Annotated in this window: 25 protein-coding genes and 3 pseudogenes; 15 read left to right on the forward strand and 13 right to left on the reverse strand. The window is 68.2% G+C overall.

The genetic code is table 11. The features are described from left to right. Window positions 1–490 precede the first annotated feature (490 nt). The gene (locus ACGFZW_RS00120; protein WP_393890698.1) at window positions 491–1,156 is read right to left on the reverse strand and encodes a hypothetical protein; all 666 of its coding nucleotides are present in this window, start codon (window positions 1,154–1,156) and stop codon (window positions 491–493) included. Further along, window positions 1,147–1,683: an RNA polymerase sigma factor gene (locus ACGFZW_RS00125; protein ID WP_393890699.1), complete on the reverse strand. Its 537-nt coding sequence runs from the start codon at window positions 1,681–1,683 to the stop codon at window positions 1,147–1,149. The genes ACGFZW_RS00120 and ACGFZW_RS00125 overlap by 10 nt, the downstream gene beginning before the upstream one ends. 340 nt (window positions 1,684–2,023) lie before the next feature. On the opposite strand from ACGFZW_RS00125, the gene ACGFZW_RS00130 reads away from it, so the two are divergent. The 5 genes from ACGFZW_RS00130 (at window position 2,024) to ACGFZW_RS00150 (ending at window position 4,614) form a co-directional block, all read left to right on the forward strand. After that, on the forward strand, window positions 2,024–2,503 hold the full coding sequence (locus tag ACGFZW_RS00130) for an Asp23/Gls24 family envelope stress response protein (protein ID WP_393890700.1): 480 nt from the start codon (window positions 2,024–2,026) through the stop codon (window positions 2,501–2,503). Between the two features lie 73 nt (window positions 2,504–2,576). Further along, window positions 2,577–2,861, forward strand: a complete 285-nt coding sequence (locus tag ACGFZW_RS00135) for a hypothetical protein (protein ID WP_393890701.1) — start codon at window positions 2,577–2,579, stop codon at window positions 2,859–2,861. 71 nt (window positions 2,862–2,932) lie between these two features. Continuing rightward, window positions 2,933–3,274, forward strand: coding sequence for a hypothetical protein (locus tag ACGFZW_RS00140; RefSeq protein WP_393890702.1), 342 nt, complete (start codon window positions 2,933–2,935; stop codon window positions 3,272–3,274). 31 nt (window positions 3,275–3,305) lie between these two features. After that, window positions 3,306–3,974 (forward strand): DUF6286 domain-containing protein, encoded by a 669-nt coding sequence (locus tag ACGFZW_RS00145; RefSeq protein ID WP_393890703.1) that lies wholly within the window; start codon window positions 3,306–3,308, stop codon window positions 3,972–3,974. 43 nt (window positions 3,975–4,017) lie between these two features. Then, complete coding sequence (locus ACGFZW_RS00150; RefSeq protein WP_393890704.1) at window positions 4,018–4,614, forward strand: alkaline shock response membrane anchor protein AmaP; 597 nt, start codon at window positions 4,018–4,020, stop codon at window positions 4,612–4,614. Between the two features lie 25 nt (window positions 4,615–4,639). On the opposite strand, the pseudogene ACGFZW_RS00155 reads toward ACGFZW_RS00150, so the two are convergent. Both ACGFZW_RS00155 and ACGFZW_RS00160 read right to left on the reverse strand, forming a co-directional pair. Then, window positions 4,640–4,747 (reverse strand): annotated as a pseudogene (locus ACGFZW_RS00155) (hydrolase); the annotation flags it as partial. A 90-nt stretch (window positions 4,748–4,837) separates the two neighbouring features. After that, on the reverse strand, window positions 4,838–4,990 hold the full coding sequence (locus ACGFZW_RS00160) for a glycosyl hydrolase 53 family protein (RefSeq protein ID WP_393891260.1): 153 nt from the start codon (window positions 4,988–4,990) through the stop codon (window positions 4,838–4,840). Between the two features lie 291 nt (window positions 4,991–5,281). Here ACGFZW_RS00160 and ACGFZW_RS00165 point away from each other — a divergent pair, with 291 nt between their 5' ends. The 3 genes and pseudogenes from ACGFZW_RS00165 (at window position 5,282) to ACGFZW_RS00175 (ending at window position 8,366) form a co-directional block, all read left to right on the forward strand. Then, window positions 5,282–5,569, forward strand: a complete 288-nt coding sequence (locus ACGFZW_RS00165; protein ID WP_393890705.1) for a peptidoglycan-binding protein — start codon at window positions 5,282–5,284, stop codon at window positions 5,567–5,569. A gap of 494 nt (window positions 5,570–6,063) precedes the next feature. After that, window positions 6,064–6,414: pseudogene (gvpJ, locus tag ACGFZW_RS00170) on the forward strand (gas vesicle protein GvpJ); the annotation flags it as partial. Between the two features lie 1,034 nt (window positions 6,415–7,448). Continuing rightward, a complete protein-coding gene (locus ACGFZW_RS00175) occupies window positions 7,449–8,366 on the forward strand; it encodes a hypothetical protein (RefSeq protein WP_393890706.1) in 918 nt (305 codons plus the stop codon). A gap of 379 nt (window positions 8,367–8,745) precedes the next feature. Here the strand turns inward: ACGFZW_RS00175 and ACGFZW_RS00180 are convergent, their stop codons facing one another. Next, window positions 8,746–9,522 (reverse strand): class II aldolase/adducin family protein, encoded by a 777-nt coding sequence (locus ACGFZW_RS00180; RefSeq protein ID WP_393890707.1) that lies wholly within the window; start codon window positions 9,520–9,522, stop codon window positions 8,746–8,748. Next, window positions 9,519–10,499 (reverse strand): NAD(P)-dependent oxidoreductase, encoded by a 981-nt coding sequence (locus ACGFZW_RS00185; protein ID WP_393890708.1) that lies wholly within the window; start codon window positions 10,497–10,499, stop codon window positions 9,519–9,521. Before ACGFZW_RS00185 ends, ACGFZW_RS00180 begins: the two co-directional genes overlap by 4 nt. A 235-nt stretch (window positions 10,500–10,734) precedes the next feature. On the opposite strand from ACGFZW_RS00185, the gene ACGFZW_RS00190 reads away from it, so the two are divergent. From ACGFZW_RS00190 to ACGFZW_RS00200, 3 genes are all read left to right on the forward strand, one after another. Next, on the forward strand, window positions 10,735–11,634 hold the full coding sequence (locus ACGFZW_RS00190) for an Lrp/AsnC family transcriptional regulator (protein ID WP_393890709.1): 900 nt from the start codon (window positions 10,735–10,737) through the stop codon (window positions 11,632–11,634). Between the two features lie 179 nt (window positions 11,635–11,813). Continuing rightward, on the forward strand, window positions 11,814–13,469 hold the full coding sequence (locus tag ACGFZW_RS00195; protein ID WP_393890710.1) for an amidohydrolase: 1,656 nt from the start codon (window positions 11,814–11,816) through the stop codon (window positions 13,467–13,469). A gap of 41 nt (window positions 13,470–13,510) precedes the next feature. Next, a complete protein-coding gene (locus ACGFZW_RS00200) occupies window positions 13,511–14,878 on the forward strand; it encodes an MFS transporter (RefSeq protein WP_393890711.1) in 1,368 nt (455 codons plus the stop codon). A 577-nt stretch (window positions 14,879–15,455) separates the two neighbouring features. Here ACGFZW_RS00200 and ACGFZW_RS00205 read toward each other — a convergent pair. The 4 genes and pseudogenes from ACGFZW_RS00205 to ACGFZW_RS00220 form a co-directional block, all read right to left on the reverse strand. Further along, window positions 15,456–16,052: a hypothetical protein gene (locus tag ACGFZW_RS00205; RefSeq protein ID WP_393890712.1), complete on the reverse strand. Its 597-nt coding sequence runs from the start codon at window positions 16,050–16,052 to the stop codon at window positions 15,456–15,458. A gap of 567 nt (window positions 16,053–16,619) precedes the next feature. Continuing rightward, entirely contained in the window at window positions 16,620–17,486 is an 867-nt protein-coding gene (locus ACGFZW_RS00210; RefSeq protein ID WP_393890713.1) for a GNAT family N-acetyltransferase, read from the reverse strand. A 40-nt stretch (window positions 17,487–17,526) separates the two neighbouring features. After that, window positions 17,527–17,694, reverse strand: a complete 168-nt coding sequence (locus tag ACGFZW_RS00215; protein WP_393890714.1) for a hypothetical protein — start codon at window positions 17,692–17,694, stop codon at window positions 17,527–17,529. Window positions 17,695–17,744: 50 nt separating this feature from the next. Then, window positions 17,745–18,023: pseudogene (locus tag ACGFZW_RS00220) on the reverse strand (TetR family transcriptional regulator C-terminal domain-containing protein); the annotation flags it as partial. A gap of 23 nt (window positions 18,024–18,046) precedes the next feature. On the opposite strand from ACGFZW_RS00220, the gene ACGFZW_RS00225 reads away from it, so the two are divergent. Continuing rightward, on the forward strand, window positions 18,047–18,961 hold the full coding sequence (locus tag ACGFZW_RS00225; protein WP_393890715.1) for a hypothetical protein: 915 nt from the start codon (window positions 18,047–18,049) through the stop codon (window positions 18,959–18,961). Then, window positions 18,958–19,242 carry a cupin domain-containing protein gene (locus ACGFZW_RS00230; RefSeq protein WP_393890716.1) on the forward strand — a complete coding sequence of 95 codons (285 nt, stop codon included), beginning with the start codon at window positions 18,958–18,960 and terminating at the stop codon, window positions 19,240–19,242. Before ACGFZW_RS00225 ends, ACGFZW_RS00230 begins: the two co-directional genes overlap by 4 nt. Before the next feature lie 183 nt (window positions 19,243–19,425). Here the strand turns inward: ACGFZW_RS00230 and ACGFZW_RS00235 are convergent, their stop codons facing one another. Both ACGFZW_RS00235 and ctaD read right to left on the reverse strand, forming a co-directional pair. After that, window positions 19,426–19,773: a hypothetical protein gene (locus ACGFZW_RS00235; protein ID WP_393890717.1), complete on the reverse strand. Its 348-nt coding sequence runs from the start codon at window positions 19,771–19,773 to the stop codon at window positions 19,426–19,428. Continuing rightward, the gene (gene ctaD / locus ACGFZW_RS00240) at window positions 19,770–21,509 is read right to left on the reverse strand and encodes a cytochrome c oxidase subunit I (RefSeq protein WP_393890718.1); all 1,740 of its coding nucleotides are present in this window, start codon (window positions 21,507–21,509) and stop codon (window positions 19,770–19,772) included. The genes ACGFZW_RS00235 and ctaD overlap by 4 nt, the downstream gene beginning before the upstream one ends. Window positions 21,510–21,957: 448 nt before the next feature. On the opposite strand from ctaD, the gene ACGFZW_RS00245 reads away from it, so the two are divergent. Beyond that, a complete protein-coding gene (locus ACGFZW_RS00245) occupies window positions 21,958–22,524 on the forward strand; it encodes a DUF2243 domain-containing protein (protein WP_393890719.1) in 567 nt (188 codons plus the stop codon). Further along, window positions 22,524–23,327, forward strand: coding sequence for a cytochrome c oxidase assembly protein (locus tag ACGFZW_RS00250; RefSeq protein WP_393890720.1), 804 nt, complete (start codon window positions 22,524–22,526; stop codon window positions 23,325–23,327). The genes ACGFZW_RS00245 and ACGFZW_RS00250 overlap by 1 nt, the downstream gene beginning before the upstream one ends. A gap of 210 nt (window positions 23,328–23,537) precedes the next feature. Here the strand turns inward: ACGFZW_RS00250 and ACGFZW_RS00255 are convergent, their stop codons facing one another. Further along, on the reverse strand, window positions 23,538–24,419 hold the full coding sequence (locus ACGFZW_RS00255; protein ID WP_393890721.1) for a SigB/SigF/SigG family RNA polymerase sigma factor: 882 nt from the start codon (window positions 24,417–24,419) through the stop codon (window positions 23,538–23,540). Window positions 24,420–24,485 lie beyond the last annotated feature (66 nt).

Genomic DNA, 24,485 nt, shown 5'->3' on the forward strand with positions numbered 1-24,485 from the left:
CGAACGCGCGGTCGAGCGAAAGCTGGACGCCATCGCAGCCGCCCTCGGGAAGACCGGGAAGGCGGCGGCACTGGCGAGGCACCCCCAGAAACTTCGAACTACCGGTCGGTGCACAAGTGGAGCGCTGTTCGATCCCCGGTGATGCGCGTAACGGTGACGACGATAGTGACGCTCCCTGATTGGCCGTGAGGGGCCGTATGAGATCTGACGGCCGCCCGGACGCTCTCGCGGACGTCGCGCGCGGTGTCGAGGGCGCGTCGGTGTTCGTTGACTACGCAGCGGACTTCGACATGCCATGCGCCGGTACCGGGTGCGTGGTGAGCGCGGATGCCGGCTGCGGGAGACGGATTGGGTGCGCCGAGAGTTCGCCGGATGCGGGTCGCGGCGTCGGCCAGGGAGTGGCGCAGGCTGGGTTGTAGTTCCTCCACGCCGGGGACCGCCAGCGCGGCCCGGGCTGCTGTCTGCTCGACGCCTGTCGTGTCGACGGCGGTCATGTTCTGGTCCCGTTCAGTGAGCTGGGTTCGGCGGAGGCTGCGGACGTCATGGGCTCCAGTTCGGACTCGATCCACAGATCGATGCTGTTCACGGCGAGGCCGATCTCGTGGGCAGAGGCGTACGCGACGGCCCGGCGCACCTCGGCGGCTCGGATGGGCAGGGGTTGGTCGAGGGTGGCGGCGAGGGTCATGGTGATGGTCACCTTGGCGCCGGCATCGTCTGGGGTCAGGCGGCAGCCGGCGGCGCGTACTCCGGGGATCCGGTCGGCGGCGCGGCGCAGGACCTTGGCCACTGTGGTTTCCGCGATCCGAAGTTCTTGCATGGGGTCGTCCAGAGGCAGCATCTGGCCGAGCCGTGCCTCCGCGCGTACGGCACGCACAACCCGGTCCGCGACCGTGCGGGCGCTGGGCCGTTCCGCGCGCAGAGTGCGGGTGGTGTGGTCCAGGGCTGTCAACCCCTCAATCGCCTGCCGGCAGAACGCGCAGCCGGTTGTGTGAGCATCGGTCTGATCGTCAGTGGTGCGGGCCCGCTCCCAGACGTGGCTGACCATCCGTCCGCAGGGCAGCCTTTCGTCCCCGACCAGTTGTGCCGCGTCAGTGTGTTGGTGAGCGGCGGTGAGCTCGTCGGGAGGAGAGGTGGCAGGGGGATCTTCTAGGACCATGAGGCCATCTCCTTCATCAGCGTGCGCCGTGCCCGGAAGATCCTGCCGCGTACGGTCGGTTCGCTCTCCCCCACCACCTGCGCGATCTCTTCGTACGACAGCCCGTGCAGCTCCCGCAGGACCCAGCAGGCACGCTGACTGGGCCGGAGGTTTCCGAGCGCCAGGGCCAACGCGGCTGTGGCCGCCGCGCTTTCGGCGGCACGGGCCGGTTCACCGCCGGCGTCGTGAGCCGCGGGCTCGGGGACGGAATCGAGGGAGACGGAAGGGGCTCTCGCGCGGCGGACATTGAGGCATCGGTTGGTGACGATGCGATACATCCACGTGCGGAACGTGGCGTCCTTGCGAAACTCCGGAAGGCGCCGCCATGCGCTGATGAGGGCGTCCTGCACAGCCTCCTCGGCGTCCGGGAGGTTGCCCAGCATGTGATAGGCCAGAGCCAGCAGCCGCCCGCTGTGACGGTGAACGAGCACAGCAAACGCGTCGTCGTCGCCTTCGGAGGCACGGACGACCAGAAGCCGGTCGTCCACGTCCCCGAGGCCATTCTCACCGTCGCCGAGGTCGTGCTCGGTGTCGCCGATACGGTCAGCCGAACGCCCTGCCCCGGTGTGCGAAGGCAACTCCGCGCGCCGAGGAGATGAGAGTCCCTCGTGCTCCACATCCACTGTTCGCTTCCTACCTGAGGCGCTCCGTAGACCGCGAGACCATCCCACCTCCGCCCGGGCTTCCTGACGACGCGGTCCGGTCAGGCATCCAGACCCAGCCTACGTGATGTGGATCACAAATATGTGTGACGTTTTCGCACCTTATGTGTCCAATCTTGTGACGGGCGCTGATCCGGTGACCGCTCCACTCGCCCTGGAGGACGTCATGGCGAACACGACATCCCGCCCAGTCACGAAAGCTCGCAGGCCGGCCGAGGAGACCACGACGCAGCAGGATCCGAAGCGTGGCGGCCCTTCGCCGGAGAGCCGTGGGCGGACCACGATCGCGGAAACCGTCGCGGAGAAGATCGCCGCGACGGCGGCCCGCGAGGTTCCGGGCATCCACAACCTCGGTTCCGGTATGGCGCGGGCCATCGGGGGCGTCCGGGAGCGGATGCCCGGCGCGCAGGCCAGCACCACCCGCGGTGTGAGCGTCGAGGTCGGCGAGCGCCAGGCGGCTGTGGACCTCGACGTGGTGGTCGACTACGGGTTCCCCATCACCGAGGTCGCCACAGAGGTTCGCACCGCTGTGGTCTCGGCCATGGAACGCATGACCGGTTTGGACGTCATCGAGGTGAACATCGCCGTCGCTGACATCGACCTGCCCGGGGACGAGGACGACGACAACGAGCAGCGCGTGGAGTGACCTCCCCAGCCCCGCCCTCGAAGCCGCCACGGCGCGAGGGAAGAAACAGCAACGTAAGACTGGTGAATGAACGATGAACGCAACCGTGGTGGGGCTCCTGACCGGCCTGACGCTGGGTTTCGCCGGCTACTTCGGCGGCTTCGGGGCCTTTATCGTGGTCGCCGCCATGGGCCTGGTCGGTCTGATCATCGGCCACCTGGCGCGCAGTGACGTGCGCGTCAGCGACTACGTACACACTCGCGATGGATACGAGCGCCAGGAGGCCCGCGAGGGTTACGGGCGCCGGCAGACCTTCGAACGCCCCCGCAGCAATTACGGACCTGGCCCCCGGGCCGGGCACACCGGGCGAGTCCGGTGACAGCCCAACTCCCGTCGTCTCCCGGTCGAAGCGGCTCGGGAGGGGAGGGCACAAGCACGCCCTCCCTCCCCGTGTCCGCCCGACGCGGCGCGATCCTGATCCCCGACACCGTGGTGGCCCGCATCGCGGCCCAGGCTGCGCGCGAAGCTCTCATCCGGCAAGCCGGCCGGTCCCCCGCGCGTCTCGGCCTGGGCCCTGCTCAGTCCACAGCCACCGTGCACGACGGCTCGGCCCGCCTCAAGATCTCCTTGGACCTGCCCTATCCCGTCGACATTGCCCGCACCTGTGGCGAGATCCGGCGCTACATCGCCGACCGGGTCTCCCACCTGACCGGCATGCGTATCGACGACATCACCGTGTCCGTCCAGCGGCTCGTCTCCAGGGAAAGGCTGCGACGAGGACGGGTCGAATGACCAGATGGCACGCGCACACGACAGGATGATCATGACTTCCCGCACACGGCACGCGCGGCCCGACCCCGACGCTGATCTCCCACGATCGCAGCCGGCCACAACACAGGCGCCGCCCGTTGAATCCCTGCGGCAGAACGCGCCGACGAATGAACGCCACCGCCGTCCTTGGTCAGCGCGTCGGGTCCCCGCGTGCCTGGCCGCCTCGCTGATCCTGCTCGCAGCAGGGGCACTACTCTTCGAAGCGATATGGATCCGCACCGGACACGGGGCCACCGCCTGGTGGACAACCCTGACCGACGAACTCGCCACCCGCCCCTTGGACAACCTCTGGATTCTCGCCGGGGCCGCCCTCGCCGCGGCCCTGGGACTGTGGCTCATCATCCTGGCCCTCACCCCGGGCTTGCGGTCCCAACTGCCGCTGCGGGCGCCCTCCGACGGATACGGACGAATGCGCATTGTGCTCGACCGCAAGGGCGCAGCGCTGCTTCTGCGCGATGCCGCTCTGCGTGTCCCGGGGGTCAGCACGGCGCGAGTCCGGGTGCGCCGCCGCCGCGTCTCAGTCCTTGCGGGTGTGCGCTTTCGTGACACAGGCGAGGTCAAGGACGAGCTCACTGACACCATCCGCCGCGAAGAACACGACCGGCTCGCGTTGGCGCGCCCCCCTCGGCTGGTGCTCCGCGTACGCCGGCACCCAGCCTGACGATCTCCGGACCGCGTGAGCAGATTTCCTGGAGAAGCTGATGATGAGCGAACGCACCAAGACCAACCGAGTTCTTCTCGCCCTGCTCGGACTCGTGCTGCTGGGCGGCGGCCTCCTGGTGCTCGCCGGCGGTACCGACGTCTACCGGCGCTGGAACCTCACACCGCCGGCCGGCTGGCCGCTCACCACCGCGCATCACGTGCTGGTCCCATCTGCCGATCAGACCCGGTGGACAGAGCTGAGCTGGTGGTGGCCGGCCGTCATCGCCGTACTGGCCCTGCTCATGCTGCTCGCCCTGACGTGGCTGCTGTCCCAGCGACGGCGTCGCCCCCGCCAGCTGTCCGTCGGCGCCCCACCAGAGGAGGCCGTCGCGGTCAGCAACCACGCTCTGAGCGACGCCCTCACCGCCGGCATCGACACGCTGCCTGGCGTCCGGGGCAGTCACACACACCTCTATGGCCCACGCACTCACCCACAGGCTCCTATCAGCATCACCCTCAGCCCCGGCACCAGTCCGGAGCAGATACTGGAGGGCCTGCACGAGGCCGTCGAGCGGGCACGCGCATCCGCCGGCTGGAACGAACTCCCCACACGCGTCCGCCTGAGCGTCGCCCGCCACAGCCCGAACCGCGTCGAGTGACGTCAGGTGCCTGCCCGTCCCCTCCGAGGAAGCGGAACAGCTCGAGCCAGTCACGCCGGGCGTCCAGATGGAGGTCGGTGACCAGGACGGCTGCCTCGTCGCGCGGGGCCTGGGCCAGGACGCGGCCGTAGGGACGACGGTTCCGTGGCCGAGTGGTAGCCGGTAGCGGAGAACGTGGACAGGGCGGGCGCGTCCAAGCCCGCCCGCCGCAATGCACGGCGTGTCAGCAGTGGTTGAACCAGTGCGCCGCAGGCAGCAGCTTGTCATCGCAGTCGAACAGAGACTGCTTCTCCCAGCCGTTGCCCGTGACAACCGTCCAGGTGGGGTCCCAGTACAGTACGCCCGGGCCTCGGCCGTTCGGCACGGCCTCGACCACGTTCATCACGTCTTCTTCGACCTGGCGGATACCGTCATCACCGTGCGTAGCCTGATCCGTCGGGCATGGACCACCCACAGTGCACCCAGGACACCGCCCGCGACGGCCTGCAGGTGAAGGCTCCCTCGATGATGCTGTGACGGTGAGCTGCTTCCACAGGCCGTCGCGGCAGCTCTGGGGGGCGGCGAGCGTGGCGGCCGACGTTCCTCAGGCATCCGCCAGTCGTATGAACTCACCGAGCCGCAAGGGCGTGGGCATGCAGGCAATGGTGAATACGACCAACATGCAAGGATGAACACATCCAGCTATGTCCCTTTCCCAGGTTCCGAGTGGTTCAAAAGTGAGCCGAGCAGCCCGATCATCAACCTGATGGCAACGCGCTTGGTCGAAGAAGGATGCTCCGAATTCGGCCCGACCGGCCCACCCTCGGCCCACCCTCTCAGCGGAAATCTGTGGACGACACACCACCGCGATTCCTACGCCATGTGGCAGAGGAAGCTCGGGTACCAGGGCGCGGACGCGGACGGCTGGCCAGGACCAACGTCCTGGGGCAAACTCCGGGTTCCCTATGCTGAGTGAGGGCCACTCAGCCTGCTGAGTTCCCGGAATGGCTTCGAAGCACCAGCTTCCCGCCTTTGCGGGAGCGCCGGGCGGCCAGGGGCTCTCGCCGAGTCGTGGGGCCTGGGGAGCGCCATCTTCGAGGCGAGGAGCGGTGGGCGAATCAGACCGTCGCAGAGCATGTGCGCCTGCCCTTGAGCCTCTGGGCACCCTGATGCCTGAGAGAGACGGGTATCGCTGGGCCGTGTTCGGCGCGCTCAGCCGACAGCAGTGCCGCCTTTCATGACGAAGGCATGGGGTTCGTATCAGGCAGCCCTGCGTTCATGTGACAGGAACCCTGTCGGTCCCTCTCGGGGTGCGTTGTCGGGCAGGGTGAACAGACTGGTGGTGACGGGTGGAGCCACACAGACGCCCGCCTCGACACCAGGCTCGAACTCCGCACCGACCCGTGGCCCGAGCTCAGCCCGACGGGCGACGGGCGACGGCCTGGGCCAACCACCGGAAGGGCATCACCAGTGACCTCCACGACCTCGCCAGGCGAGATCGCCTGCCCACCGCGTGCAGGCACGTTGTACGACGTGCTCGAACTCATTCTCGACCGGGGAATGGTCATCGATGTGTTCGTCCGGGTTTCGCTGGTCGGCATCGAGGTCGTCAAGATCGACGCCCGCATCGTCGTTGCGAGTGTCGATACATACCTGCGGTTCGCCGAGGCATGCAACCGGCTGGACCTGGAACGCGACTCAGGAACTATCACTGTCCCCGAGCTGTTTGCCGGCCAAGCAGCCAAGAAGGTCGCCAAGAGCGGGACGAAGAAAGCAGTTCATGCCGCCGGCGAGAAAGTACGTGAGGCGGTCGGAGCCGGCAGCTGAGGAAGCGCACGCACCTACCAGCCGGCCACACTTACTGCCCGAGATGCTGGGCGCACATACTTGATTTCTCCAGCGACGCGGCTGCTTGCCCAGGAAGTAACGCGGCAGGGCGCTAACGCGACCTTGAAGGCAGACGGGTAGAGATTCCCGCCGCGAGTAACAATGAGACTGTCAGACCCTTTGAGTTGAGCATTGTTTTGTGACTGCGTGTGAATGCCACCTGCCAGCCGACCTCTACGGCTGAGCTCGTGACCGATTGCAGCCGGTGGGAGGGCAGCCACCCGTCAGCTGGCTCCGGCCAGCCGAGGGAGATGACGATCGTTCCGCGTTTCGCGCGATCTGCGTACGCCGGAAATACAGCGAAGAGCGTCACAAGGGGCCTGCACCATCTGGACTGGACGGGCAGGCGTTGAGGGACAGCTGCTGATCGAGACAGCCGAGATCACCGAGTGGTGCAGTCACGACGTTTCGGAAACAGGGTCGGTGCGCTGAAAGCGGTCCATGAGGGCGCCACGAGCCTCGAGGTTCCGGTGGTCGCCGTGAGATGAGGCTCCCTACCCTCCATCACCTGATGTACCCCGTGATCGATGCCCCGGCACCATGCCCGCCCAGGCAGCAGGCGCAGTTCTTCTCTACTACCGCTTGTCGTATGAGGCAGACATGCGGGGTGATCGGCTCGATCCGCCGCTTCTGGCCACTGCGCAGTCTCAGGCGGACGGCTCCTGAGCGACGGCAAGACCGTTGGTGATGGGCCTGACCATCGATAGCGTCGGAGACGGTGATCGCAGTTTGCTGCGCCGGGCCAGTCCGCCTGCTGACGTGCTTGCCACCAGGGTGCTATGCAACCCAGTTCTTCTTGGCGCGACGGCGTCAACCGATGGGGCGCTGCGCAGGGTCCCTTGTCGGCACCTTGCTGCCTGCACGTTCCGGCGCTCAGGCAGCGCTACTCGGCTCCGGGCGCGGGATGAGGATGCCGCCCCTAGTGTGAAAAATGATCGGATACTCGCACGCACAATTTGAGGGGCAGCATGAGGGACCACGCCCACGCTGAGCCCGAGCCGGAAGAGCAGGACACGGACGAAGAGGAGCATGACGGATCCCTGTCCGATGGCGAGTCGGCCGGCGCCCAGTGGGACGACGAGGACGAAGAAGACGAGCTGCTCGAAGGCGAGCTGGAAGAGGCGCCTCAGTCTCAGCCCGTGGGCAAGCCCGACGACCCAGACGTCCTCCTCGACGTACCGCAGCTCCAGGTCGATGAGATAAGCCTGCAGGTCGAGAACCTGCAGGCCAGGGTCTCCTTGCAGGTGGAGGTCCTGGACCTTCTCAAGCTCAATGTTGGCGCCGACGTGTCGCTGGGCCGGGTGGAGCTCGACATCAAGGGCGTGGAGGCGCAGGCCCTGCTCAAGGTCCGGCTCGACAATGTCGCTGCGATCGTTGGCAGGGTGCTCTCCACCATCGACCGCAACCCCGAGATCCTGGAGCACGTGGCATCCGGTCTCGAGTCCGCGGCGGAGAGCCTGGGCAGCAGCGCCGAGAAGGCGGTCGACGAACTGGGGAAGGGCGCCGGAGAAGCGGTGCAGGACGCGGGCAAGGGGGCCGGCAAGGCGGCGGCGAACATCGGCGAGGGGGCTGACAGGGCAGCGGGAGCGGTGGGCAAGAGCGCAGGAAGGGCCACCGAGGAGGTGGGGGTGGCCGCAGGAAAGACGGTCGACGAAGCGGGCGGCAGCGCAACCGACACCGCGCGGTCGGATGCGCGTAAGGCGAAGAAGTCCACGGCCAGGGCGTCCGGCAAGGTCTCGGGCAAAGCCTCGGGCCACGTTTCGGAGGCCACTGAGCGGACCGCGAAGAAGCCGGCCTCGGAGTCCAAGGGCGGGAGCAAGCCCGGGCGGCCTCTGCGCAAAAGCGGATCAACGAGCCGCAGCCGCGAGCCGAAACGGCCGCCATGAACGGCCGCCCCGGACATCGAGGCCACCTCCACCGTGGAGGCCGACCGGCCGGATTCGCCCGGGCCCTGCCCGGATGAGGAGGGCTCCGGTGTGACTCGGAGCCGCGCATCGGTCTCCCGCGCAGTGCGTCGCCACCTGTCGTTCGGCCCGCCGACTTAGAGGCGCGAACAGAGCTTTCGTGTGGCATCCCGCGCAAACTGCGATGGACACTCACCTGGGACCGCGGCGCGGAGGTCGCCGAGCACCAAGCCATCCCACCGAGACCAGGATGCCGATCTGCCTCTGCAAGCCGCGGAGTCCTTGGCAGTGCGGCACCATCGAGAGTTCTCAAGGGTCGGCCCGGCCCCGTCCCCGACTGTCGAACCCATGGCCCGACAGATCAGTCCCGGTAGTCCGGAGCCACCCGGTTCAGCAGACGCAGCATGGCCGCCCACGCCAGGTCGTACGCGACATCGTCCTGAAGGTCCGCGTCCGCGTCGCCCGCGAGCTGCCGGGCGGTGTACTCGCACGTCTCGGCCGGCGGCACGGTCAGTGGTCCGCCGCCGGCCTGGGCGGTGACCTGGATCTCGCAGGCCTTCTCCAGGTAGTACATGCGCAGGAATGCCTGGGCCGCGCTCTCGCCCACCGTCAGCAGACCGTGGTTGCGCAGGATCAGCGCCGGGTGGTCGCCGATATCGTCGACCAGGCGCTTCTGCTCGTCGAGGTTGAGGGCCACGCCCTCGTAGTCGTGGTAGCCGACGCGGTCGTAGAACTCCATCGACATCTGGTTCAGCGGCAGCAGCCCGTCGCGCTGGGCGGCGACGGCGCAGCCGGCCCGGGTGTGGGTGTGCAGGACGCAGTGGGCGTCCGCGCGCGCGGCGTGGATCGCACTGTGGATGACGAAGCCCGCGGGGTTGACTGGGTGGGCCGTGGGCTCAACGGGATTGCCGGACAGGTCGATCTTGACCAGGTTCGAAGCGGTGATCTCCTCGAAGAGGAGGCCGTAGGGGTTGATCAGGAAGTGGTGGTCGGGCCCGGGGAGTCGCAGCGAGATGTGGGTGAATATCAGGTCCGTCATCCGAAAGTGCGCCACGAGCCGGTAGACGGCGGCGAGTTCGCGGCGCAGCCGGATCTCTTCCACCCGGTCCGAGTCGAGGGCGGTCGGCATTTCGGTCATGATGCGGCTCCTTCGGTTGTCGGTTGGACCACCGGGGTCAGCGGGCGTCCGGTCCGGTGCCAGGCGATGACGTTCTCGGCGGGCGCGCACACGTAGGCGCGCTGGGAGGCATCGGACAGGTACGCGCTGTGCGGGGAGAGCTGAATGCGCGGGTGGGTGCGCAAGGGGTCATCCGGCGCCGGAGGCTCAACCGGGAACACGTCCAGGGCCGCGGCCCGGAGCCGTCCGCCGTCCAGGGCGGCCAACAGCGCGGCGGCGTCGACGAGTTCACCGCGGGCGACGTTCACCAGGTAGCCCCCCGGCCGCATACGAGAGAGCAGCTCCGTATCGACCATGCCGCGGGTCTGCTCGGTCAGCGGGGTGTGCAGCGAGAGGACGTCACAGGCGGCGACCAGCTCGTCCCTGCCCAGCCGCTCGACGTCGGACGGCCACCCGGCCGCCGCGGCGTGCGGGTCGTAGGCGGCGATGCGGCTGAAGACGGGGCCCGCGATCCTGGCCAGGGCCCTCGCGATTCGACCGAACCCCATGAGACCGAGTGTCAGCTCACCGGCCCTGCGCGGCAGTTCTGCGAACTCCGCGTTCCAGCCGCCGCCGCGCACGGTGGCGTCGGCCTGGGGAAGGGCGCGTACGAGCCCGAGCGCGGCGGCGAGCGCGTGGACGGCGACGTCCTCGGTCGCGGCCTGCGGGAGGTTGCTCACCCACACACCGAGCCGACGCGCGTGCGCGGTGTCGATCATGTCGTATCCCGCGGACATGGTGGCCAGCATCCGCACGCCGGGTAGGCGGTCGAGCAGCGCGGCATCCACCGGGGCGTAGCCCACGATCAGTGCGACCGCGTCGCGTGCGGCGGCAGCGATCGCGTCCGGGTCGCGGCTGCCCACGACCCGGGTGGCGAATCCCGCCTCGGTCAACAACCGAATCCCCGGGCCCACGTCGAGTTCCTCGGGGTCCGTGAACACCACCATGGGTCGACTCATCCCATCCTCCTTGAGCTCCTCAAGACCTTCAGTGGCAGCGAAATGATGATTCGACCGTACGGGCCGCGCTGAACTTACGTTTCATCTGGTAAAATTGTCCAGAGGCAGCGATACGTACGGCAGTGATGCGCGTCACTCCGTCCGCCTCTCAGAGCCCCGGCGTTCCGGTGGTCGAGAATGGGCCCTGCCCCGGGCGCGCCCGCACCCGGACAACCGAGCCGAGGGGAAACGCCAGGTGGATCTGGACCCGACCGATCTGACCGTCGTCCGCGAACTGCAGTCGGACGGCCGCCTGACGTACGAGACGCTGGCCCGACGCGTCGGACTCTCCCGCCCCGCCACCCGCGCCCGCGTGCAGCGGCTGCTCGCCGGAGGCGGCGTCCGCGTGGTGGCCGTCGTGCATCCCGCCGTACAGGGCCTGACCGCCTCGGCCCATCTGTCGATCGGCGTGAGCGGACCGGCCGAACCGGTGGCCCGCGCGGTCGCCGCCATGCCGCAGGCGCCCTTCGTCACCCTCACCGCGGGCAGCCACGCGATCATGGCGGAGCTGCGCACCCCGGGGCTGCCGGAGCTGGACCGGGCCATCGAATCGATCAGATCACTGAAGGGCGTTGACGCGGTGGACCCGCTGATCTCCCTCCAGCACCTGAAGGATCCGTACCTACCGGCAGGCCGGCCCGATATGCCGGAACCGGACGCGACGGACCGGCTGATTCTCAACGAACTGGAGCACGACGGGCGGCTCCCCTTCGCCGAACTCGCCGAACGCGTGGGGATCTCACCCGGCGCCGCCCGCGCACGCACCCTGCGCCTCCTCGACGGCGGCGCCGCCAAGGTGCTCGCCCTCGTCCGCCCGGAACTGCTGGGGCTGGGCTTCCTCTGCGGATTCGCCGTACGCCTGGACGGCGAGCGGGACAACGTCGCGCGGCGCATCGGCCAGTGGGACCGGGTCTCCTTCCTGTCCGCCTGCATGGGGCGCGCGGAACTCGTCGGAACGATCAGCGCGGAGTCCCTCGCAGCGGTGCGCAACACACTGGAGGAAATGCGGGCAAGCGCGGGCGTCCGCAGCGTGGAGAGCTGGGTCCACCTGGAGCTGGTCAAGGAGCGGTACGACCTCACCACTCCCGCCCCCTGAGCGCCACGCCAGACGATACGTAAGTCAAAGCCAAGAGAACTTTCCGAAACATTCGCAAGCCTGGGGTCTAGGCAAGACATCGTCTGCTGCATATCGTCCATGCGAACGAATCAGCCGTCGCGGGCTCTCCGTAGGCACGGCTCCCTCATGGACGTCCAGGTCGAAAGCAGGCCCCTCTCATGCACCAACCCCTCGACGACGCCGGCCGCACGCTCCTGGTGACCGGCGCCGCCGTCGCCGCCCCCGGGACCACCGAACGAGCCGAGGCACTGGCCGTCCGCGGCGGCCGGGTCGTCCATATCGGGACCACGGACGACGCTCGCGCCGCACTCGGCGGCCGGGCCGACGACACCCTCGAACTCGACGGCGGCCTCGTCCACCCCGGCTTCGTCGACGCCCACTGCCACCCCGTGATGTACGGGCAAGCACTCGCCTGGGTCGACTGCCGCCCCGAGCACGTACCGGACATCGAGACGCTCGTCGCGGTCCTCACCGAAGCGGCCCGCGAACTGCCCGCCGGAGTTCCGGTGCGCGGCTTCGGTTACGAGCACCGCCGCCTCGCCGAGCAGCGTCACCCCACCTGCCACGACCTCGACCGCGTCGCCACCGACCGCGAGGTGTACGTGATGAACGCCTCCGGCCACGGCGGCGTCGTCAACTCCCATGCCCTGCGCACCTGCGGCGTCACCGCGGGCACCCCCGACCCCGAGGGCGGCAGCATCGGTCGCTCCGCCTCCGGCGAGCCGGACGGCCGGCTCTGGGACGCCGCATGCGACCTGCTCACGGGGCCCGGCGGCGTGAAGATCGGCAACCACGGCCCGAACTTCCATCTCTCCGAGCCCGACGCCGTCATGGCCGACCATCTCCAGCGCGCCCAGGAGGTCTTCCTCGCCGCCGGAGTCACCACCGTCGGCGACGCCCAGGCCTCCCGCCGCGAGATGGAAACGTACCTGCGCGCCCGCGCAGACGGTTCACTGCGCCTGCGCGTCTCCGCCTACCTCACCTCCGCGCTCCTGGACACCGCCCTCGAACTGGGCGTCGTGCACGGCTTCGGCGACGACCTGTTCCGCGTGCAGGGCGTCAAGTTCTACGCCGACGGCACCCTCGGTGGCTGGACCGCGTACTTCCCCGACGGGTACGCCGCCGACTGCTGCCACCACGGGCAGCTCTACCACTCCGCCGAGGAGTACGCCGAGCTCGTCGGCCGTGCCCACCACGCCGGGCTGCAGACCGCCACCCACGCCCAGTCCCCGTACGCCATCGGCATGGTCCTCGATGCCGTCGAGAAGGCCCAGGCCGATCGGGAACGCCCCGGGATCCGCCACCGCATCGAGCACTCCGGCCTGCCCACCGACGAACAGATCGCCCGCATGGGCCGGTTGGGCGTCATCCCGGTCATGCAGCCCCAGCACCACCTGCGCACCGGCGACGGCACCCTCACCGCCGTGGGCGACCTCGGTCACCGCTACAACCCGGCCGGCAGCTGCCTTGCCGCCGGCGTCCCCGTCGTCTTCAGCTCGGACGCACCCGTCGCCCCGCCCGCCCCGCTGGAGGCCGTCTCCGCAGCCGCGACCCGGCGCACCGTGCTCGGCACCGTCCTCGGCGACGCCTCCCTGCGGATGCCGGTGGCGGACGGGCTGCAGGCACACACCGCCTCGGCCGCCCGCGCCCTGCACCGCGAACACGCCGTCGGCTCCCTGGCCCCCGGCATGCTCGCCGACTTCGTCGTCCTGGCCGAGGACCCGCTCACCGCCGACCCGGCCGAGCTCTCCTCCATCGACGTACGCGAAACCTGGATCGGCGGCACCCGCGCCTGGGCAGCACCCGGCCGCTGACCACCGCCCCACGCCCCTCCCCTTCCTTACCCGGAGGCCCCGTGTCCCCCTCCTCTCCCCCGCAGCCCGCCGCCGGGCGAAGCCCGTACAGAGCCGCCGTCGCGGCGCTGGCAGGCACCTCCATCGAGTGGTACGACTTCTACGCGTTCGCCACTGCCGCTGCGATCGTCTTCAACGACGTGTTCTTCCCGCCGGACATGTCGCTGTACCTCAGGACCTTTTCCGCCTTCGCGACCTTCGCCGTGGGCTTTCTGCTGCGCCCACTCGGGGGCATCATCTTCGGGCACATCGGTGACCGTGTCGGGCGCAAGAAGACTCTGGTCATCACCTTGGTGATGATGGGCGCCGCCTCGTTCGCCATCGGTCTGCTGCCCACCTACGCCCAGGTCGGCGCGCTCGCCCCGATCCTGCTGATCGTTCTGCGCCTGGTCCAGGGCATCGCGATCGGCGGGGAGTGGGGCGGCGCGGTGCTGATCGCCGTCGAGAACGCCCCGCGGGGCAGGGCCGCATTCTTCGGCTCGTTCGCCCAACTCGGGTCCTCGGTCGGCGCGTTGCTGTCGACCGGCGCCTTCAGCCTGATGAACCTCTTCGGTCACGACACCTTCATGAGCTGGGGCTGGCGCGTGCCGTTCCTGGCCTCCGCCGTGCTCGTGATCGTGGGCCTGGTCGTCCGGGTCAAGCTGGAGGAGTCCCCGGTCATGGGAGAGGTGCGCAAGGAGCATCAGGCGACAGACGGCGGGGTGACCAAACTGCCCGTCGTCGAGGTCTTCCAGAGAGCCTGGCGCACGGTCCTCATCGGCGTCCTCGCCCTGGCCACCGCGACCGGCGGCTACTACCTCGTGACCAGCTTCCTGCTCTCGTACGGCACCGGCGACCTCCATCTGTCGGAGTCGATGCTGCTGAACGGCCTCACCCTGGCGGCATTCCTCGAACTCGCCGTCACCCCCTGGCTGTCGTGGCTCGCCGACCGCGTGGGATCGCACAAGGTCGTCATCGCCGGGCTCGCGGGCGTCATCGTCCTGGCCCTGCCACAGTTCATGGTGCTGGGCACCGGCAGCGTCTTCCTCATCTGGCTGATGATGCTGGCCATGCGCCTGGTGATGTCCGCGCTGTACGGGCCGATCGCGTCGATCCTCGTCGAGGGCTTCGCACCGCACGTCCGTTACACCGGCATCTCCCTCTCTTACCAGATCTGCAACATGATCTTCGGTGGCCTCGCTCCCCTCGCCGCGGTCTCGCTCACGGCTGCGACGGGCGGTCACTACTGGCCGTCGGCCGTCGCCCTGATGCTCATCTCCGCGATCGGCATTGTGTGCACGGCCCACCTCCACCGCATCGGCACAGCGCAGGCGTCCGACGGACGAACCGGGAGCCCGGCGCCTCAAAAGGCAGTGTCGACCACTTCGTAGCAACGAGTGCTGCTACGGCCACCCCGCGGGGCCCCACCCGCGTTGCCTGCCGACAGGGGGTTGGCCCGCCGGACCGCCTTGGGAGTGAGCGGCGCGCGGGGCGCACCAGGCGAACTGGGCATCAACAGATCGGCGAGTCCTTTCGGTTCTTCCGACCTCCTACCCCGTTTCCTCTCGATCTCCCTAAAACCGCACGTCAGGGCGCTACCGTCTCTTCGGCTCGGTCCGCCCACTTCCTGATCCATCCGGGCTTTCCGTCCGCCGCGTGTCACTACGGGGCCACCAAGTCCCGTCGTCCCTTACGACCGCAAGTGCCATGAGTCATTCGCGCAGGTAGCCGTCTTCACGGGACGGAAAATGGACCCCGCGCAGCGGAGTGCCTTACCGACGAAAAAGGGTGCCACCCTCTTCACTCGAGAGGCGGCTGAGAGAAGTCCGGCGCCAAGACCGCCATCGGCCACACCACCACGATCACCGACGGCGGCTACCAGGACACCAGGCTGGCCATCCCCCACCGAAAGGCGAAGGGTCAGCCCAGAAGACCGCCGAGCGACGGTGAAATAGCGACTGGTCGAACCTACGAGGGGGCGAGGCCCGTGAAAACCGTCTGGAAGTACTCGCCCTGGGCGAAGTGCTCCAGATAGCGGGGGTCGCTCACCTCAAGGGCGAAGTCAGCGGACGCTCCCTCGCCGTCCTCCAAGGCCGTGGAGTCGTCCTCGTGGATATTCCAGGAGACGATGATCTCCGTAGCACGACGGGCGAACTCGTCTGGCTGTGGGGCCAGTTGAATGTAGTGGGCGCCATTCGAGAAGCGTCGCCCGCGCTCGGCGTGGAGCTGGCCTTGGTAAGGCTCCTCCGCCTTGACACGAGGTATGCGCACCTGGGTGGAGCCCTCCTTCAACAAATAGCCCTCCTCGTCAACGCGCACCCATGGGCCGCTGTCCAGCTCGAACAGCTCCTTGAACTCGGCCTCCGTCGCTGCGGAGACTGCCCCCGGGCGGGGGAAGCCGAAATCGCAGAGCTCCTCCCAGCCGGACATGATGAGTTGAAGCCCGAACAGGGGCCCCTGGGAGAACCCGTGGCTGTCAGGGTTGTCAGGGCCCCGGTACCGCACGCTGCCAGTGAGGACGTTGCCGCGCCGCGGTTCTGTGAAGACGTCAAAGACATAGGCCATGGGCTTGGAGCCTATTGATCAGGACCGACATCTGCCCGAATGCGGCTGAAGCGTCAGACCAGCGGCTCGACTGCCTAGCGCACAGCATGTCGGGGGCGGCCCGTCGTCTGCTCGTGTTTCCCCTCGTCGGTGCCCCGTTCGGTCAGATGACCAGGGCAGCCCAGGCTCAGAAGCACGCACTGACGAGGGGCCGACCATCCTCGCCCCATCGGGCCGGTGTGGACCTGCCCCCGGCGCTCGCTGACGGGCCGCTTCCCGAAATGGCGCCTGCCGGTGCCTAGCTGGGGGCGTTCATCCGATGGCGGTTGGGGAGCTTGGACAGTACGCCGGCGTCCGCACCGACCCCGCACCCGCCACCCGCCAGCTGCGGGCCCTGCTCGTCCTGGCGAACCTCGTAGCCGCCGCCGACAAATGAGCTACACCCCAGACTGCCGCCCACGACCAGCACGAGCATCCAGCAGTTGAATCACATCATCGCGCGTGGCCCGACGTCAGGCGGCCCGAGTACGGTCCCGCATTTCGGCGATCGCCGGGAACCCGGGCCCGCTTTGCCGAGCAGCCAAGGTGTCAGGCCGTCCGGATCCGGTCCCGCACCTCCGGCCGCGCCTCGAACCCGGCCGCTTTGTACGTGGCGATGCCACCGACGTTGGAACTCGGCGTGCAAACACGCACGCTCGACGAGCCCATCTCCCGCAGCGCGGCCGCCCCGGCCACGGTGATCGCCCGGCCGTAGCCGCGACCACGGTGGTCCTCGTGTACGCCCATCGGCTCGACCAGCCCCGGCTTCCCCGGACCGGCCGACCACACCGTCACCACCGCCGCCACGTTGTCCTGGTCGTCATAGGCGCCCAGGCAGCGGGCGTCCGCGTAGAACGGTCCCGCCGACATCGCGTGCCAGTAATCGCGCGTAGGCCTTGAGGTGTTGAACGCCGACCGCAGGACGTCGGCGAAGTCCTGCGCCTGCTCCGGGCCGATCGCCCTGATCCGCATGCCGGGGTCCTCCACCGGCTCCGCGAGGCCGCGGAAGAGCGGCGTCCACGGCTCGTCGACACCCCAGCCCTCCTTGGTCAACAGGTCGTGAAGCAGCAGGCCCAGCGGCGCCTCGATCGACACCGCTCCTTCCGGCAGCACGCCGCGCTCAGGCAGCGAGAAGTCCTCGACGAGCCGCCGCGCCAAGCCCTCATCGTGGAAAGCGTCCGGAGCGACCGTCATCCGCACCAGCATCGGCGAGTCCAGCATCCCGACCGCGAGGATCCGTCCGTCCCGGCTCCAGGTCCGGACCGCCGCGGCCGTCTCGGCCGTTCCGAACCGGTAGTTCCAGCCAATGTCCCCCGAATGCAACTGCATCGGCGCTCCGTCGTACTGCCAGTCCCGCAGCGCGGCCATGGCCTCGCGCACCCCGCCGACCGCCGGCGTTCCCAGCACAATCGTCATAGCCGGGATCAGACACCCCGTCCCGAAGGTCCGCAACCGATTAACCGACCCAGTAGCGCTCCCGCAGCGGCCCGACTGCGACCTTCGCTCCGCGCAGTGGTCCTGCCGGCGAGACATCGCCGTGGATCTGCTCGTTGATCCGCCGCATGACGCACATCGCCGGCCCAGTGCACGATCGGGAGGGGCCGGAGGAGAGCTGCTCGCCCATGGACGAACGCTGGGGGGCGTTGCCGCTGGGCTCCGGGGCCCGTTGGCCTCTCAGCTCGCCCGGGCCTCGCCGAAGATCAGGGCGAGTTGGGCGTCCAGCGCGGCGATTGCATCCTTCTCTGCGTACTGCCGTGACAGCAACTGCATGCCGAGGCCATCGACGAGGGCCATCAGGCCGATCGCCCCAAGTTCGGGGTCGACGCGTTCCGCTCCGGCTGCACGCAGCTGCTGCGCGATGAACCCGCGCATCCCCGCCGAGTCCTCGCGCAGCCCTGCGTGGATTGCGGGCTTCACCGCGGCGTAGGCAAGGAACGCGAACCCGACGTGGCCCTCGAGCCGTCGGGTGCTGCGGCATGCCGCACAACGTCACGATCGAGATGGACCTCGCGCTGTGGGAAGTTGCCCGAAGCGCGGAGCCATACCGCGAGATACTGCTCAACACCCCGCCATCGGAGCTCGCTGCCGTCCACCTGGCGGGCAATCTCCCGGACTTCGGCCTCGACGCATTCCTCGAGAGGTACGGCATCCGATCGGCCGCCGAGGTCGACATCGGCGTACCGCGCTGGGCTGAGAACCCGGCGCTGGTGTTCACGATGCTCGCCAATTACCTGCGTGTCACCGACCCCGAACAGGCCCCGGACCGCCGCTTCAACCGCGCCGCGGACAGGGCCGAGTCGATGCTCACCGAGCTCGCCCGGCGGGCCCGCCGCGAGCACGCCCTACGTGGTCGCCTCGCCGGCTTCTTCCTGCGCCGCTCCCGGGAGTTGACGGGACTGCGCGAGGCGGGCAAGTTCGCCGGCTTGTACGCCCTGCGCGACCGGCGCCGCCGCCTCCTCCTGATCGGCGCGGAACTCCACGCGAAGGGGCTCGTCGCCCGCCCCGACGACGCCATGTTCCTCGAACTCCCCGAGCTGCGCACGGTAGTCGAGACCGGCGCCGACCTGCGCGACACGATCGTCGCCCGGCGCACGGAGTACGAGCGCGAACTGCGCCGGCGCACGGCCCCGGTTCTCGATCCTCCGCTGCCAGTATCCGGATCACACCGGCACCCATTCTTGTCCCGCGGCACGAGGAATGGCGGCGGGATTGGCGCGCACATACGAAACCGGGGCCCCAGAGGTGAGCGTCGGCCGATGCCCGGGGCACCGACCTGCCCGTTCGACCACCGCCCCCGCCGTCGCAGCACCCGGCGGCTAGTCTGCCACCCGGGCAGCCGCACCGGTCCGGCGTGCAGGTGTGGGAACCGACGACGAGGAGATCGACCATGACGACCACCGCCCGAGCCACTGTGCAGAACGAAGACGAGCGGGTTCGGGTCACCCGCTGGGACTTCGAACCCCAGGAGAGCACCGGCCGTCACGTGCACGAGCACGACTACGTCGTCGTACCCGTCACCGACGGGCAAACCGACGTGATCACTCCCGACGGCACCGTCACCTCCTCGCAACTACGGGCCGGCCAGTCCTACGCGCGCCCGGCCGGCGGCGAACACGAAGTCGTCAACACCGGCGCTGCCCCGCTGACCTTCATCGAGATCGAACTGAAGTGACGGCACCAGTCAACGAAGTCAGCCACCCTCGCACCGTGGCCCGGTCGCTGCTCTGCGTGCGATGGGCGACTTTCGCCGAGCCACCTGAACAGCTCATCCCCACCCGGCCTCCGCACGCCGGCTAACAGCACTCCAAGCAGCGCCACGAGGTCGTGACGGGTCCGTGCTGCCTGCCCACCCCTGTCAACGCAAGGTCCATAGGATCAGGCCCAGGGTCAGTGCGACACTGAAGGAGCCAAGAAGCACAGCGACGGTGATACAGCGGCGGCGAAGCCGCTCTCGTGCCTCGTGAGCTGCCTGTTGCTGCGCGAGTCGACGTCGCAGGCGTTTGGATTCGGCTAGTCGTTCATGGGTGTACAGGCGCGTCAGCTGCTGGCGCTCGGCGGAGGTGAGAGAGGGCAGCTGATCAGCGAAAGCTTCAGCCTTCTTCCGCGCGTGGTCACGCTCAATTTCCGCCGCGAGAAACGCCTCGAGGCTGCCGATGCCTGCTGCCGGGTCGGGGGCCGGCTCCCTGGCAGACGCAGACGTCATGACTCGTCGGTGTCCTTTTTCTCACCCGTGATCGGAGCCACGCCTTCCCCTGGCTCGACGACGTCTCGTCGTCCGGCGGACCGCCTCTCGTCCAGCTGCGCTACCTCCGGATGGTGGAGGTCGAAGGCCGGCGACTCCGAGCGGATCCTGGGCAGGGTGGTGAAGTTGTGTCGCGGTGGCGGGCAGGAGGTGGCCCATTCGAGCGAGCGGCCGTACCCCCACGGGTCATCGACCTCGATCCTCTTTCCCGTCTTGGCGGTCTTCCAGATGTTGTAGAAGAACGGCAGCGTAGAAGCACCGAGCAGGAAAGCACCGATGCTGGAGATGGTGTTGAGGGCGGTGAACCCGTCAGCCGCGAGGTAGTCGGCGTAGCGCCGTGGCATTCCTTCTGCGCCGAGCCAGTGCTGGATGAGGAAGGTCATGTGGAAGCCGATGAACAGCGTCCAGAAGTGGATCTTCCCCAGGCGTTCGTCGAGCATGGTGCCGGTCATTTTGGGCCACCAGAAGTGGAAGCCGGCGAACATCGCGAAGACGACGGTGCCGAAGACGACGTAGTGGAAGTGTGCGACGACGAAGTACGAGTCGGTGACGTGGAAGTCCATCGGCGGGGAGGCCAGGATGACGCCGGTCAGGCCGCCGAAGAGGAAGGTGACGAGGAAGCCGATGGACCAGAGCATCGGCGTCTCGAACGTCAGGGAGCCGTTCCACATGGTGCCGATCCAGTTGAAGAATTTGACGCCGGTCGGCACGGCGATAAGGAAGGACATGAAGGAGAAGAACGGCAGCAGGACCGCCCCGGTGGCGAACATGTGGTGTGCCCACACCGTGACCGACAGACCTGTGATCGCGATGGTCGCGCCCACCAGTCCGACGTAGCCGAAGATCGGTTTACGGGCGAAGACCGGAATGATCTCGGTGATGATGCCGAAGAACGGCAAGGCGATGATGTAGACCTCGGGGTGGCCGAAGAACCAGAACAGGTGCTGCCACAGAATGGCCCCGCCGTTGCCAGGATCGAAGACATGCGATTCAAACCGGCGGTCTGCCTCCAGGACGAGGAGGGCGGCGGCCAGCACCGGGAAGGCGAGGAGTACCAGCACGGACGTGAAGAGGATGTTCCAGCTGAAGATCGGCATCCGGAACATCGTCATCCCCGGCGCTCGCATGCAGATGATCGTCGTGACGAAGTTGACCGCGCCCAGGATGGTGCCGAAGCCGGACAGCGCCAGTCCCATGATCCACATGTCACCACCGACGTAAGGCGTGCGCTCGCCACCGCTGAGCGGCGTGTAGGCGGTCCAGCCGAAATCGGCCGTGCCCTGCGTGGTGAGCAGACTGCCGACAACGATCAGCCCGCCGAAGAGAAACAGCCAAAACGACAGCATGTTGAGCCGCGGGAACGCCACATCGGGGGAACCGATCTGCAAAGGCATGATCGCGTTGGCGAAACCGGCGAAAGTCGGGGTAGCGAAGAACAGCAGCATCAGCGTGCCGTGCAGCGTAAAAGCCTGGTTGTACTGCTCTGCGGACACGATCTGCAGGCCCGGCCGCGCCAGTTCCGCGCGCATCACCAGCGCGAGCAGGCCACCGAACACGAAGAACATGAATGATGCCACCAAATAGAGATGGCCAATCTTCTTGTGATCCGTCGTGGTCATCCAGGTGACGACGACGCTGCCCCACGTGCGGCCTTTGACCGGGACAAGGGTCGGCGGCTCGGTGGTCGTTGCGCTCATGCTGCCCTCATGGTGGCTGGGTGATGGAGGGCGCGACGAACTATCCCGACCGCGCCGAAATGCACGCTAAACCCTCGCCCCTTACCCAACCCGCCGACGAGCCCGACGAAAGCGACAACACATCTCGTCAGTTCAGCCCACCACCCAGCAAAAGCAGCTGAGAACTGCCTCGTGCCGGCCTGTCACGCGGCGTTGTTCAATTCACCGCGTCACCTCGCAGTCCGCGCTCCCAGCGGCGACCGACCGCATGTACTGCTCGCTTCTGGCGTGGCACAGCGGTGAGCGTGGGGTCTGTCGGCGAGGTGCAACTGCTGGCAACGTCGGTCAGGTGGGCAAGGACCGGCCGCCCGGGTTTCGGCGGAACGGCGGGCACGTGGGTGAGGAAGGGAAGCCGAGCGGGAAGGCGTGTCCGGGGGCGATGCGCACGTCGACAGGACGGAGTTCGGTGATGGCGAGCACGAGGGGCGCAGCCGAGGTGGCCCCGGCGGTGGCCCAGAGTATCCAGCTGCCAGGGATCGTGCTGGGTGTGGGGCTCGGCGGATTCGTCGATGGCATCCTGCTGCACCAGTTGCTGCAGTGGCACCACATGCTCACCAGTACCAATAGCGATCGCATTGGAGTGAAGTACTACAACCCCCGCACCGTCTCCGGGCTGGAGATGAACACCGTCTGGGATGGCATCTTCCACGCCGTCTGCTGGGTCGCCGTCGTTGCGGGCCTGGGCATCTTGTACTCCCGTGTCACCCACAACCGGCGGGCGGTGTGGGCCTCGCGTGTGCTGTGGGGCTGGATCCTTGCCGGTTGGGGCCTGTTCAACCTGATTGAGGGAATCCTGGACCACCAGCTCCTGGCCATCCACCACGTCCACGGCGGCCCCCACCAGGCATGGTGGGACACTGGCTTCCTCATCCTGGGCGCGCTGCTCCTGATCGGCGGCTACCTACTGCAGCGCAGTGGCCGGCCCTTCGGCCCCGAGGTGCGCCGCGGCCCCTCGCGCACCGCGAGCGGTACGTGATGGCCGGCGTGCACGACCACGCCGGCACTGGCGTCGAACCGTCGCAGACGGTGCTCACCGCGCTGGTCCTGCTCGGTGCCGGCGGGGGATATCTGCTGCTCGCCCGCCGGGCTCGACGGCGCAACCCGGCCCGAAGCTGGAATGCGTGGCGATCTGTTTCCTTTCTGGCCGGGCTGGCGTTGCTCGCCCTCGCGCTGCTGCCGCCCCTGGCATCCGCCGCCGCCCACGGGGATTTCCGGGGCCACATGGTCCAGCACATGCTCATCGGTATGTACGCGCCTCTCGCGCTGGTGCTGGCCGCGCCGGTCACGCTCCTGCTACGCACCCTGCCGCAGACATCGGCCCTTCGGGTGACCGCCGTGCTGCGCAGCCGGCCCGCACAGGTTCTCGCCCATCCGGCGGTCGCGCTCGCACTGAGCACCGGCAGTCTCGGGCTGCTCTACTTCACGCCGCTGTTCAACACCGCCATGCAGCACCCATCAGGGCACTGGCTGATGCACTCCCATTTCCTGGCGTCCGGGTGCCTGTTCGCCTACGTCATGGCCGGCCCCGACCCCGCGCCCGCCCGGCCCCGTGTGCCCACCCGGCTGATCTACCTGGGAATCGCCGTGACGGCCCACGCCCTCATCGCCCAGGCCATGTACGGCGGATTCTTCGTGCACATCGCCGCGGCCATTCGCCAGGTGCAGCAGGGCGCCGAGATCATGTACTACGGCGGAGACGTCGCCGAGCTCCTGCTGGCCGTCGCCCTGGTGGCCACCTGGCGCCCTGACCGCCACACCAGGGCAGCTTTACCTCGGTGACGGTGATCAGAGCACCGTCCGGGTCGCGGATGATGCACAGGCTTCCGGTTCAGTCACCGCTGTGCTCCTGACCGGCTCCGATGCGCGTGGTCCGGGCCCTGTGCGGGGCGACCGCCCATGGTGCGCGAAGAGTCCCGTCGGGCGGGGCCGCCCAGTGCGGCGAGCTTCTTGAAGGACTCCGGGGCAGTGGCGTAACACCGGTACATCTGCTCATGCTTCGGCAAGAAGGCCTTCGCGCAGGGTGGCCAGGGTCCGGGTCAGGAGACGGGAAATGTGCATCTGGGACAGGCCCATCTCCTTGCCCATCTCGGTCTGTGTCATCTCCGCACCGAAGCGGAGGTCAATCAGGGTGCGCTCGCGCTCGTCGAGTCCGGCCAGGTGCGGCTTGAGGGCCTGCAAGTTCTCGGCCAGGGCGAGCGCGGGATCCTCATTGCCCATCAGGTCGGCGACCAGACCGGTTTGCTGCTTGCCACCGCCGCCGGCTTCGACGGGCCGGTCGATGGAGTCGCTGTCGTAACCGTTGCAGGCCACCAGCCCCTCGATGACCTCCTTCTCCGCCAGTTCCAGGTGCTCGGCGAGGTCGGCGACGGACGGTTCGGCAATGCCGCGCCCCTCCAACTCCTCGCGGGCGCGCGCAAGGTCCACACGCAGCTCCTGCAGACGACGCGGAACGTGCACCGACCAGGTCGTGTCACGGAAGAACCGCTTGATCTCCCCGGTGACGTAGGGGATCGAGAAGGTGGTGAACTCGTTCTCCAGCGACACGTCGAAGCGGTCGATGGCCTTGATCAGACCGATCGTGCCGACCTGCACGACGTCTTCCATCTCCTGCCCGCGGCTGCCGAAGCGGCGCGCGACATAGCGCACCAGCGACAGGTTCATCTCGATCAGCGTGTTGCGCGCGTACTGATACTCCGCCGTGCCCTCCTCCAGGACCGACAACCGCTCGAAGAACAACTTCGACAAGCGGCGCGCATCCTGCGGAGCGACGCGCTGCGCCTCCTCCACCAGAGGCAGAGAGGCCTCAGACAGCTTGGGAGCGGCGTTCGTGCCCGCTGCTATGCGATCGTGCGCTACTGCCGTCGTCGTCATGGCGTGCTCCTCGCTATTGCGTGTCGCCCCGTCTGGGTCCGCCTACCCGGCGCCGCCACCCAAAAC

This window comes from Streptomyces sp. NPDC048248, assembly GCF_043201875.1.
Taxonomy (GTDB): domain Bacteria; phylum Actinomycetota; class Actinomycetes; order Streptomycetales; family Streptomycetaceae; genus Streptomyces.

Coding starts and splice junctions, on each gene's coding strand:
- ACGFZW_RS00130 (WP_393890700.1), top strand. CDS start 2,024: ATGGCGAACACGACATCCCGCCCAGTCACGAAAGCTCGCAGGCCGGCC.
- ACGFZW_RS00225 (WP_393890715.1), top strand. CDS start 18,047: ATGCCGCACAACGTCACGATCGAGATGGACCTCGCGCTGTGGGAAGTT.
- ACGFZW_RS00120 (WP_393890698.1), bottom strand. CDS start 1,156: ATGGTCCTAGAAGATCCCCCTGCCACCTCTCCTCCCGACGAGCTCACC.
- ACGFZW_RS00175 (WP_393890706.1), top strand. CDS start 7,449: ATGAGGGACCACGCCCACGCTGAGCCCGAGCCGGAAGAGCAGGACACG.
- ACGFZW_RS00185 (WP_393890708.1), bottom strand. CDS start 10,499: ATGAGTCGACCCATGGTGGTGTTCACGGACCCCGAGGAACTCGACGTG.
- ctaD (WP_393890718.1), bottom strand. CDS start 21,509: ATGAGCGCAACGACCACCGAGCCGCCGACCCTTGTCCCGGTCAAAGGC.
- ACGFZW_RS00250 (WP_393890720.1), top strand. CDS start 22,524: ATGGCCGGCGTGCACGACCACGCCGGCACTGGCGTCGAACCGTCGCAG.
- ACGFZW_RS00180 (WP_393890707.1), bottom strand. CDS start 9,522: ATGACCGAAATGCCGACCGCCCTCGACTCGGACCGGGTGGAAGAGATC.
- ACGFZW_RS00205 (WP_393890712.1), bottom strand. CDS start 16,052: ATGGCCTATGTCTTTGACGTCTTCACAGAACCGCGGCGCGGCAACGTC.
- ACGFZW_RS00195 (WP_393890710.1), top strand. CDS start 11,814: ATGCACCAACCCCTCGACGACGCCGGCCGCACGCTCCTGGTGACCGGC.
- ACGFZW_RS00255 (WP_393890721.1), bottom strand. CDS start 24,419: ATGACGACGACGGCAGTAGCGCACGATCGCATAGCAGCGGGCACGAAC.
- ACGFZW_RS00235 (WP_393890717.1), bottom strand. CDS start 19,773: ATGACGTCTGCGTCTGCCAGGGAGCCGGCCCCCGACCCGGCAGCAGGC.
- ACGFZW_RS00135 (WP_393890701.1), top strand. CDS start 2,577: ATGAACGCAACCGTGGTGGGGCTCCTGACCGGCCTGACGCTGGGTTTC.
- ACGFZW_RS00150 (WP_393890704.1), top strand. CDS start 4,018: ATGAGCGAACGCACCAAGACCAACCGAGTTCTTCTCGCCCTGCTCGGA.
- ACGFZW_RS00145 (WP_393890703.1), top strand. CDS start 3,306: ATGACTTCCCGCACACGGCACGCGCGGCCCGACCCCGACGCTGATCTC.
- ACGFZW_RS00230 (WP_393890716.1), top strand. CDS start 18,958: ATGACGACCACCGCCCGAGCCACTGTGCAGAACGAAGACGAGCGGGTT.
- ACGFZW_RS00165 (WP_393890705.1), top strand. CDS start 5,282: ATGAACACATCCAGCTATGTCCCTTTCCCAGGTTCCGAGTGGTTCAAA.
- ACGFZW_RS00210 (WP_393890713.1), bottom strand. CDS start 17,486: ATGACGATTGTGCTGGGAACGCCGGCGGTCGGCGGGGTGCGCGAGGCC.
- ACGFZW_RS00215 (WP_393890714.1), bottom strand. CDS start 17,694: ATGGGCGAGCAGCTCTCCTCCGGCCCCTCCCGATCGTGCACTGGGCCG.
- ACGFZW_RS00245 (WP_393890719.1), top strand. CDS start 21,958: ATGGCGAGCACGAGGGGCGCAGCCGAGGTGGCCCCGGCGGTGGCCCAG.